Raw genomic sequence first — 9,474 nt, forward strand, 5'->3', positions numbered from 1 at the left:
CCTGCTACAGCGGCCTGGGCCTGACCCGTGGCGGCCCGTCGTCGTCGTCGTTCCTGCGCGAGAACGCGCGTCGCAGCGCGCGGCAGATGCTGACCGCCGGTGGTGCCGACCAGCAGGTGGCCGATGCCGGCCCCAACGGCCGCTCATCCGGCCCGGCCGACACATGCGGCCTCGCGTTGCTGCCCGGCGGGTGATCCCGACGTCCACCGGATGCCCACCACCTATCCACAGGGTTGTCCCTAGCCAGTTTCATCACTGTCATGTGAAGCTGTCATTGTTCCGTTTCCGCGGTGCGTTGTGCCACCGCAGTGACGCCTTTCGGGCTTGACTGCGCAGCCCGTTCCGGCAGGTCTGAAGCGTCTGATCCGGGCGCCGTCGGCACGATCCTTGCGGCGCAAGGGATTGCCGAATTTCACTACATTTGGCGTTGACGGACCCCACTACCCCCACTATCTTGTGGCCGTCGGTCGCAGCAACCCCAGGTCTGGGGGTTGGCAGCAGCACCCATCCGCGATCGTCAACGGCAGTGGCAGGCGCAGGGTCTCATCCCCTGCGACGCCGTCCTGCCATCCTGGGCCGTCATGTCCCGGGCTGCGTCACCCCGATGCATCGAGCACCCCCAATCACGCCAAGAGGACATACGCCGTGAGCACCGAATCCAGCGCCACCATCGAGAAGGAAAGCGAGTTCCTGTTGACGTCGCCGCCGACGGCCAACGCGATGAGTGTGACCAAGCGCAACGGGACCACCGAGCTGGTGGACCTGAACAAGATCGTGCGCGCGGTGCAGCGTTCCTCCGAAGGCCTGCACGCCGTCGATCCGATGCGCGTGGCCACCCGCACCATTTCCGGCCTGTACAACGGCGCCACCACCCGCGAGCTGGACGAACTGTCCATCCGCACCGCCGCCCTGCTGATCGGTGAAGAGCCCGAGTACGGCCGCCTCGCTGCGCGCCTGCTGGCCAACTACATCGCCAAGGAAGTCTCGGGCCAGGAAATCTACGCCTTCTCGCAGTCGGTCAGCCGCGGTCATGAAGTCGGCCTGATCAACGACCGCCTGCTGAACTTCGTGCAGACCAATGCACGCAAGCTCAACGACGCCATCGACGGCGCGCTGGACCTGAACTTCGATTACTTCGGCCTGCGTACCCTGTACGACCGTTACCTGCTGCGCCATCCGCACACCCGCAAGGTGATCGAGACCCCGCAGCAGTTCTTCCTGCGCATCGCCAGCGCGCTGAGCGAGGACGTGTCCGAGACCCTGGCGCTGTACAAGCGCATGGGCAATCTGGACTACCTGCCGTCCAGCCCGACCCTGTTCAACTCCGGCACCACCCACGAGCAGCTGTCCTCGTGCTTCCTGCTGGACTCGCCGCAGGACTCGCTGGAGTCGATCTATGCCAAGTACGGCGACATCGCCCAGCTGTCGAAGTTCTCCGGCGGCATCGGCGTCAGCTACACCCGCGTGCGTTCGCGCGGTTCGCTGATCAAGTCGACCAACGGCCACTCCAACGGCATCGTGCCGTGGCTGAAGACCATGGATTCGTCCGTGGCCGCGGTGAACCAGGGCGGCAAGCGCAAGGGCGCAGCCTGCGTGTACCTGGAAACCTGGCACGCCGACATCGAGGACTTCCTCGAACTGCGTGACAACACCGGTGACGAAGCCCGCCGTGCGCACAACCTGAACCTGGCCAACTGGGTGCCGGACCTGTTCATGAAGCGCGTCGAGGCCGACCAGGAATGGTCGCTGTTCGATCCGCGCGTCGTGCCGGAGTTCACCGACCTGTTTGGCGAAGCCTTCGAGGCTGCCTACCTGCAGGCCGAAGCCCAGGGCAAGGCCAACCGCACCATCTCCGCGCGCAAGCTGTACGCCCGCATGATGCGTACGCTGGCCGAGACCGGCAACGGGTGGATGACCTTCAAGGACAAGTGCAACCGCGCCAGCAACCAGACCCTGCGTCCGGGCAACGTGATCCACCTGTCCAACCTGTGCACCGAAATCCTGGAAGTCACTTCCAACGATGAAACCGCAGTGTGCAACCTGGGTTCGATCAACCTGGGCAACCACTTCGACGAGCACAACGAGTTCGACTTCGAGAAGCTGGCCGAGACCGTGCGCCTGGCCGTGCGCCAGCTCGACCGCGTCATCGACCTGAACTTCTACCCGATCGAAACCGCCCGCCGCGCCAACCTGCGCTGGCGTCCGGTCGGCCTGGGCTGCATGGGCCTGCAGGATGTGTTCTTCCGCAAGCGCCTGCCGTTCGACAGCGCCGAAGCCCGCGCGCTGTCGAAGAAGATCGCCGAAGCGATCTACTTCCACGCGCTGGAAACCTCCTGCGAGCTGGCCCAGGAACGCGGCAAGCACCCGTCGTTCAACGACACCCGTGCCGCCAGCGGCGAACTGCAGTTCGATGCCTGGAACGTGGTGCCGGAAGACACTGCGCGCTGGGATGCCCTGCGTGAGCGCATCAAGGAACACGGCCTGCGCAACTCGCTGATGATCGCGATCGCGCCGACCGCGACCATCGCCTCGATCGCCGGCTGCTACGAGTGCGTTGAGCCGCAGGTGTCCAACCTGTTCAAGCGCGAGACCCTGTCCGGTGACTTCCTGCAGGTCAACCGCTACCTGGTCAACGAGCTGAAGAAGCTGGGCCTGTGGACGCCGGAGATGCGCGATGCCATCAAGCTGGCCGAAGGCTCCATCGCCGGCGTGGCGCAGATCCCGGAAACGCTGCGCGAGGTCTACCGCACCGCGTGGGAACTGCCGATGCGTTCGCTGATCGACATGGCCGCCGAGCGTGGCGCCTTCATCGACCAGTCGGCCTCGCTCAACCTGTTCATGGAAAGCCCGAACATCGGCGCGATGTCCTCCATGTACATGTACGCCTGGAAGCAGGGCATCAAGACCACCTACTACCTGCGTTCGCGCCCGGCCACCAAGATCGCCAAGACCACGGTGAGTGCCGCCGCACCGGCCAAGGTGTTCAGCCCGGACGAAGCCATCGCCTGCTCGCTGGAAAACCCGGAAGCCTGCGAGGCCTGCCAGTAACACGCCGCGCGGTGGGTGCCGACCGTTGGTCGGCACTCGAACACCTCGCACCTGTAGAGCCGAGCCATGCTCGGCTGCAGCACGGAAACACCAAGGTAGCGCCGGGCCATGCCCGGCGTTTTGACCCGAGAATTCAAGGAAACACCCATGGCCGACAAGCCCAAGCAGATGCTGCTCGATCCCGGTTTTGAACTGACCCTGCGCCCGATGCGCTACCCGCAGTTCTATGACATGTACCGGAATGCGATCAAGAACACCTGGACGGTGGAAGAGATCAACTTCCAGATCGACATCACCGACCTGCACAGCAAGATGTCGCCGGGCGAGCGCCACCTGATCCACCGCCTGGTCGCGTTCTTCGCCACCGGCGACTCGATCGTGTCCAACAACCTGGTGCTGAACCTGTACCAGCACCTCAATGCGCCGGAAGCGCGCATGTACCTGTCGCGCCAGTTGTATGAAGAAGCGCTGCACGTGCAGTTCTACCTGACCCTGCTCGACAACTACCTGCCGGACCCGGAAGAGCGCGCCAAGGCGTTCTCGGCGGTGGAGAACATCGACTCGATCAAGAAGAAGGCCGATTTCTGCTTCAAGTGGATCGACTCGATCCAGGACCTGACCCGCATCGAGACCCGCGAACAGCGCCGCCAGTTCCTGCTCAACCAGATCTGCTTCGCTGCCTGCATCGAAGGCCTGTTCTTCTTCGCTGCGTTCGCCTACGTGTACTACTTCCGTTCGCGCGGCCTGCTGCCAGGCCTGGCCTCGGGCACCAACTGGGTGTTCCGCGACGAAAGCGCGCACATGGAGTTCGCCTTCGAGTCGGTGCGCGTGGTGCGTGAGGAAGAGCCGGACCTGTTCGACGATGAAATGAAGCAGCAGGTCTACGACATGCTGGCCGAAGCGATCGAATGCGAAGTGCAGTTCGCCGAGGACGTGCTGTCCGGTGGCGTGGCTGGCATTTCCACCCGCGACATGCGCCAGTACCTGCAGCACTGCGCCGACCAGCACTTTGCCAAGCTGGGCATGGAAAAGAAGTACAACGTGCGCAACCCGCTGCCGTTCATGGAACTGCAGGACGTGCAGGAACTGACCAACTTCTTCGAACGCCGCGTCTCGGCCTACCAGGTCGGCGTGCAGGGCGAAGTCGCCTTCGACATGAACTTCTGATCGAACCGGTCAGGCCTGTCGCAACGAAAGACCCCGGCCAATGCCGGGGTTTTTTGTTGCGCGCCTGGCTTTTGTAGAGTCGAGCATGGCTCGACTCTACGATCAGCGCCGCCCTTCCACCGCCATGCGTACCGCCAGCCCGGCCAGCACCGTGCCCATCAGCCAGCGCTGCACCCTCTGCCAGGTGGGGCGCGCGGCCAGGAAGCCGGCGATGCTGCCGGCGGTCAGCGCGATCAGGCCGTTCACGCTGACGCTGACCAGGATCTGGGTGCAGCCCAGCACGATCGACTGCATCAGCACACTGCCTTCGCTGTCCGGATGCAGGAACTGCGGCAGCAGCGACAGGTACATCACCGCCACTTTCGGGTTCAGCAGATTGGTCAGCAAGCCCATCGTGAACAGTCTGCGCGGGCTGTCCTGCGGCAGCTCGCGCACCGCGAACGGCGAACGGCCGCCGGGCTTCAGCGCCTGCCACGCCAGGTAGAGCAGGTACAGCGCGCCCCCGATGCGCAGCGCCTCATAGGCGAACGGCACGGCCATCAGCAGGGCGGTGATGCCCAGCGCCGCGCACAGCATGTAGAACACGAAGCCCAGCGCCACCCCGGCCAGCGAGATCAGCCCGGCGAGCGGCCCTTGGCAGATCGAGCGCGAGATGACGTAGATCATGTTCGGCCCGGGCGTGAGCACCATGGCCAAAGAAACCAGCGCGAAGGCCAGCAGGTCGGAAAGTGCGGGCATGGGCGGTCCTGGCAGTGGGCGTGGCGCAGTGTAGCGCCGCCTGCAGGGGGCCTGGCTTAAAATTGACGGACCCCACACCGAAGCACCCCCATGACCCCGATCCCCGACACTGTGCCGCCCACTGAAGTGCGCATGGCCGAAATCGTCTTCCCCAACCACACCAACCACCTCGGCACCCTGTTCGGTGGCCAGGCATTGGCGTGGATGGACAAGGCGGCCTTCCTGGCCGCCGCCCGCTACTCGCGCCGCACCGTAGTGACCGCGCGCAGCGACCAGGTCGACTTCAAGCTGCCGATCCGCATCGGCCAGATGGTCGAGACCATCGGCCGCATCGTCGAAGTCGGGCGCAGCTCGATGAAGGTCGAGGTGGAGCTGGTCGCCGAAGACCTGCACAGCGGCGAGCGCAAGCTGTGTACCCGCGGCCACTTCGTGATGATCGCGCTGGACGAGGAAGGCCACCCGATCGCGGTGCCGCCGCTGCCGACGGCCTGAGCCGCCGCTTGCGGGGGCGCCCACGCGCCCCCATCTGGCTCCCATGACCCCGCCGCTGACCGACTTCATCGACCGCGCCCAGCGCCTGTTCGTGCTGACCGGCGCCGGCTGCAGCACTGCCTCGGGCATTCCCGACTACCGCGATGCCGACGGCCAGTGGAAACGCACGCCGCCGGTGACCTACCAGGCGTTCATGGGCGAGGCGGCTACCCGCCAGCGCTACTGGGCGCGCAGCCTGCTGGGCTGGCCGCGCTTCGGCCTGGCCCGGCCCAACGGCACCCACCAGGCCTTGGCCACCCTGGAAGCGCGCGGCACGCTGCAGGTGCTGCTGACCCAGAACGTGGACGGCCTGCACCAGCGCGCCGGCAGCCACAAGGTGATCGACCTGCATGGCCGCCTGGACCGGGTGCGCTGCATGGGCTGTGAGCGCCGCAGTGGCCGCGAGGATTTCCAGCAGCGGCTGCTGGACGCCAATCCGGGCTGGGATGCGCTGGAGGCCGGTATCGCGCCCGATGGCGATGCCGATCTGGAGACCGATTTCTCCACGTTCGTGGTGCCCGATTGCCCTTACTGCGGCGGCCTGCTGAAGCCGGATGTGGTGTTCTTCGGCGAGAACGTGCCGCGTGAACGGGTGGCGGCGGTGCACGATCACCTCCAGCAGGCCGACGCCGTGCTGGTGGTAGGCTCGTCGCTGATGGTCTATTCCGGCTTCCGCTTCGTGCAGGCGGCGGCGAAGGCAGGAGTGCCGGTGGCGGCGCTGAACCGCGGCCGCACCCGAGCCGACGACCTGCTGTTGTTCAAGGATGAGCGGGACTGCGCTGAAGCGCTGGCCGCCTGGGCTTCGCGCTGAGCCGAGCATGGGCTCGGCTCTACAAGGGGCGAGGGCTTCTGTAGGGCCGAGCGCACGCTCGGCTGCTGCAGGTCACGCGAAACAGCGATCCATCCAGATGGTTGATCCGCGAGCCGCGCAGCGGTGCAATACGCACCCCCTACGTCGTTCATCACCGTCTTGAGCCAGCTGTTCTCGCCGATTTCATTCGGCCCCCTCACCCTGTCCAACCGCATCGTCATCGCGCCGATGTGCCAGTACTCCGCCGAAGACGGTCGCGCCAGCGACTGGCACGCCATGCACCTGGGCAACCTGGCGCAGTCCGGCGCCGGCCTGCTGATCCTGGAAGCCACTGCGGTCGAGCCGCGCGGCCGCATCAGCTGGGCCGACCTGGGCTTGTGGGACGACGGCACCGAGGCCGCGCTGGCGCAGGTGCTGGCCAGCGTCCGCCGCTGGTCGCCGATGCCGCTGGGCATCCAGCTCGGCCACGCCGGTCGCAAGGCCTCGGTGAAGCGCCCGTGGGACGGCGGCGGCCAGCTGCCGGGCGATGATGCGCGTGGCTGGGCCACGGTGGCGCCGTCGCCGCTGCCGTTCCATGCCGCCGATCCGGCACCGCAGGAACTGGACGAGGCCGGCATCGCCGAGCTCATCGCCGCTTTCGCCGCCAGTGCGGTGCGCGCCGAGCGCCTGGGCTTCGAGCTGATCGAGCTGCATGCCGCGCACGGCTACCTGCTGCACCAGTTCCTGTCGCCGCTGAGCAACCACCGCACCGATGGCTATGGCGGCTCGCTGCCGAACCGCCTGCGCCTGCTGGTGGAGGTGTTCGACGCTGTGCGTGCGGCGGTATCGGACAAGATCGCCGTGGGCGTACGCATTTCCGCCAGCGACTGGGTCGATGGCGGCTGGGACCTGGTGCAGAGTGAAGCGCTGGCCCAGGTGCTGGACGCGCGCGGCTGCAATTTCCTGCATGTCTCCAGCGGTGGCCTGGACGAAGGCCAGAAGATCACCGTCGGTCCCGGTTACCAGGTGCCGTTCGCCGCGGCGATCAAGACCAAGGTACGCATGCCGGTGATCGCGGTGGGCATGATCACCGAGCCCGAGCAAGCCGAATCGATCCTGCGCCATCGCCACGCCGATGCGGTAGCGCTGGCACGCGGCATCCTCTACGACCCGCGCTGGCCGTGGCACGCTGCTGCCGCATTGCGCGACAGCGTGGAGCCGGCGCCGCAGTACCTGCGCTGCGAGCCGCGCGATGCGCGCGGCGTGTTCAAGGCGCGCTGAGGCTCACACCCGCCAGGCCGGCGCCATGCCGGCCTGCAGATGCTCGAACAGCGCGCGGATCTTGGCGGTGAAGTCGCGGCGGTCGCTGACGCAGAAATAGACCTCCATCGGCTCCGGGCGCCACGCCGTGTCGGCGCCGAACACCGCCTGCAGGCGGCCGTCGCGCAGGTAGGGCTCGGCCACGAACGCAGCCAATCGTGTGATGCCGGCACCGGCCGCCGCCAGCGACGCCAGCGCATCGATGTCATCGCAGACCATGCTCGGCGGCAGCGCGGCGTCCACGCGCTGGCCGTCCTTCAGCAGGCCCCAGCGCAGCGGCCGGCCATCGGTGGGGAAGCGATGCAGCAGCCCGCGATGGCTGCCCAGGTCCGAGGGTTCCTGCGGCGTGCCATGGGTCTTCAGGTAGGTTGGTGAGGCGCAGAACACGAATGGCACGCGCGCCAGCTGCCGTGCGACCACACCGTCCTCCAGCTGCGCGCCGATGCGGATGCTGGCATCCACCGCCTCTGGACCATGCTGCACGGCGCGGTCGGTCAGGCGCAGCTCCAGCTGCAGTTGCGGGTAGCGCTGCTGCAGTGACGGCAGCAACGGTGCCAGCACGTGGCGGCCGAAGGCGCTGCTGCTGGCGATGCGCAGGGGACCGGCCGGTTCGATATCACCGGCAGTCACCATCGCCTGCGCGCGCGCCAGGTCGCCCTCGATGTGGCGCACCTGCGCCAGGTACAGCGCGCCGGCCTCGCTGAGGGCCAGCTGGCGCGTACTCCGGTTCAGCAGCCGTACGCCCAGATGCGCTTCCAGTCGGTTGATGTTCTGGCCGACTGCGGTGGCGCTGATGCCAAGGATGCGGGCCGCGGCGGCAATGCTGCCGGTCTCTGCGGTGCGGGTGAAGCTGCGGATCAGTTGCAACAGGTTCATGACCGACCAGCTTGCCACGGTGATGGGCAAGTATCGCTTGGGACTGAACCAAGCGGTTCGGTTGCATCGGTGATCATCCGGCTGCTGGGCAGGAAGCTGCCCTACACTGTGGAGATGCGCCCCGATTCCATCCTCACCCTGTCCTGCCCCGACCGTACCGGTATCGTCTACCGAGTGTCCGGCCTGCTGTTCGACCACGGCTGCAACATCCTCGACGCCCAGCAGTTCGGCGACGAGGAAAGCGGCCGCTTCTTCCTGCGCGTGCATTTCGACCGCGATGCCAGCCTGCCGCTGGAGACCGTGCATGCCGCGATGGCCAAACTTGCCGAAGGCTTCGGCATGGACTGGCAGCTGCATGATGGGCGCCGCCGGGCACGCCTGCTGGTGCTGGTCAGCAAGCAGGGGCACTGCCTCAACGACCTGCTGTTCCGTGCCCACAGCGGCCAGCTGAAGGTCGATATCGCGGCGGTGGCGTCCAACCACGCCGACTTTGCGCCATTGGCCGCGTCCTACCAGGTACCGTTCCACCACCTGCCGGTGACCGCCGATACGCGTGCGGTGCAGGAGGAGCAGATCATCGACCTGGTAGAGCGTGAGCGCATCGACCTGGTGGTGCTGGCGCGCTACATGCAGATCCTGTCACCCACGCTGTGCCGCGCGCTGGCCGGCCGTGCGATCAACATCCATCACAGCTTCCTGCCCAGCTTCAAGGGCGCTCAGCCGTATCATCAGGCGCACGCGCGCGGGGTCAAGATCATCGGCGCCACCGCGCATTACGTCACCGAGGATCTGGACGAAGGCCCGATCATCGAACAGGACGTGGCCCGCGTGGACCACGCGATGGCGCCGCGCGAGCTGGTGCGGCTGGGCAGCGATACCGAATCGCTGGTGCTGGCGCGCGCGGTGCGCCGCCATGTGGAGCACCGCATCCTGCTCAACGGGCACCGCACGGTGGTGTTCCGGTAATCGCCCATCCCGCGTCCGCCGGGCATGGCCCGGCGCTA

Annotated in this window: 9 protein-coding genes; 7 read left to right on the forward strand and 2 right to left on the reverse strand. The window is 66.7% G+C overall.

Annotation, left to right across the window (positions count from 1 at the left end):
- The 3 genes from ABGA94_RS20690 to ABGA94_RS20700 all read left to right on the forward strand — a co-directional run.
- The coding region (locus tag ABGA94_RS20690) for a hypothetical protein (RefSeq protein WP_375368011.1) at window positions 1–194 on the forward strand (194 nt) is incomplete at its 5' end.
- A 451-nt stretch (window positions 195–645) separates the two neighbouring features.
- Window positions 646–3,048 (forward strand): ribonucleoside-diphosphate reductase subunit alpha, encoded by a 2,403-nt coding sequence (locus tag ABGA94_RS20695; RefSeq protein WP_053499270.1) that lies wholly within the window; start codon window positions 646–648, stop codon window positions 3,046–3,048.
- 147 nt (window positions 3,049–3,195) lie between these two features.
- Window positions 3,196–4,215: a ribonucleotide-diphosphate reductase subunit beta gene (locus ABGA94_RS20700; RefSeq protein ID WP_005420683.1), complete on the forward strand. Its 1,020-nt coding sequence runs from the start codon at window positions 3,196–3,198 to the stop codon at window positions 4,213–4,215.
- Between the two features lie 102 nt (window positions 4,216–4,317).
- Here the strand turns inward: ABGA94_RS20700 and ABGA94_RS20705 are convergent, their stop codons facing one another.
- The gene (locus ABGA94_RS20705) at window positions 4,318–4,953 is read right to left on the reverse strand and encodes a LysE family translocator (protein WP_005420681.1); all 636 of its coding nucleotides are present in this window, start codon (window positions 4,951–4,953) and stop codon (window positions 4,318–4,320) included.
- Between the two features lie 90 nt (window positions 4,954–5,043).
- On the opposite strand from ABGA94_RS20705, the gene ABGA94_RS20710 reads away from it, so the two are divergent.
- From ABGA94_RS20710 to ABGA94_RS20720, 3 genes are all read left to right on the forward strand, one after another.
- Window positions 5,044–5,445, forward strand: coding sequence for an acyl-CoA thioesterase (locus ABGA94_RS20710; protein WP_005420680.1), 402 nt, complete (start codon window positions 5,044–5,046; stop codon window positions 5,443–5,445).
- A gap of 43 nt (window positions 5,446–5,488) precedes the next feature.
- Window positions 5,489–6,295: an NAD-dependent protein deacetylase gene (locus ABGA94_RS20715; protein WP_375368007.1), complete on the forward strand. Its 807-nt coding sequence runs from the start codon at window positions 5,489–5,491 to the stop codon at window positions 6,293–6,295.
- A 159-nt stretch (window positions 6,296–6,454) separates the two neighbouring features.
- The gene (locus tag ABGA94_RS20720) at window positions 6,455–7,555 is read left to right on the forward strand and encodes an NADH:flavin oxidoreductase/NADH oxidase (RefSeq protein WP_375368008.1); all 1,101 of its coding nucleotides are present in this window, start codon (window positions 6,455–6,457) and stop codon (window positions 7,553–7,555) included.
- A 3-nt stretch (window positions 7,556–7,558) separates the two neighbouring features.
- On the opposite strand, the gene ABGA94_RS20725 is transcribed toward ABGA94_RS20720, so the two are convergent.
- Window positions 7,559–8,470, reverse strand: a complete 912-nt coding sequence (locus ABGA94_RS20725; protein ID WP_069138218.1) for a LysR family transcriptional regulator — start codon at window positions 8,468–8,470, stop codon at window positions 7,559–7,561.
- 114 nt (window positions 8,471–8,584) lie between these two features.
- Between ABGA94_RS20725 and purU the strand changes: the two genes are divergently transcribed.
- Entirely contained in the window at window positions 8,585–9,436 is an 852-nt protein-coding gene (purU, locus tag ABGA94_RS20730; RefSeq protein WP_164230165.1) for a formyltetrahydrofolate deformylase, read from the forward strand.
- The last annotated feature ends 38 nt before the right edge of the window (window positions 9,437–9,474 follow it).

The sequence above is a fragment of the Stenotrophomonas sp. 3diitr2024 genome (assembly GCF_042136455.1).
Taxonomy (GTDB): domain Bacteria; phylum Pseudomonadota; class Gammaproteobacteria; order Xanthomonadales; family Xanthomonadaceae; genus Stenotrophomonas; species Stenotrophomonas sepilia.

What these genes read in the sequence shown, in the direction of transcription:
- ABGA94_RS20700 (WP_005420683.1), top strand. Translation starts at nt 3,196, where the DNA reads ATGGCCGACAAGCCCAAGCAGATGCTGCTCGATCCCGGTTTTGAACTG.
- ABGA94_RS20715 (WP_375368007.1), top strand. Translation starts at nt 5,489, where the DNA reads ATGACCCCGCCGCTGACCGACTTCATCGACCGCGCCCAGCGCCTGTTC.
- ABGA94_RS20725 (WP_069138218.1), bottom strand. Translation starts at nt 8,470, where the DNA reads ATGAACCTGTTGCAACTGATCCGCAGCTTCACCCGCACCGCAGAGACC.
- ABGA94_RS20705 (WP_005420681.1), bottom strand. Translation starts at nt 4,953, where the DNA reads ATGCCCGCACTTTCCGACCTGCTGGCCTTCGCGCTGGTTTCTTTGGCC.
- purU (WP_164230165.1), top strand. Translation starts at nt 8,585, where the DNA reads ATGCGCCCCGATTCCATCCTCACCCTGTCCTGCCCCGACCGTACCGGT.
- ABGA94_RS20710 (WP_005420680.1), top strand. Translation starts at nt 5,044, where the DNA reads ATGACCCCGATCCCCGACACTGTGCCGCCCACTGAAGTGCGCATGGCC.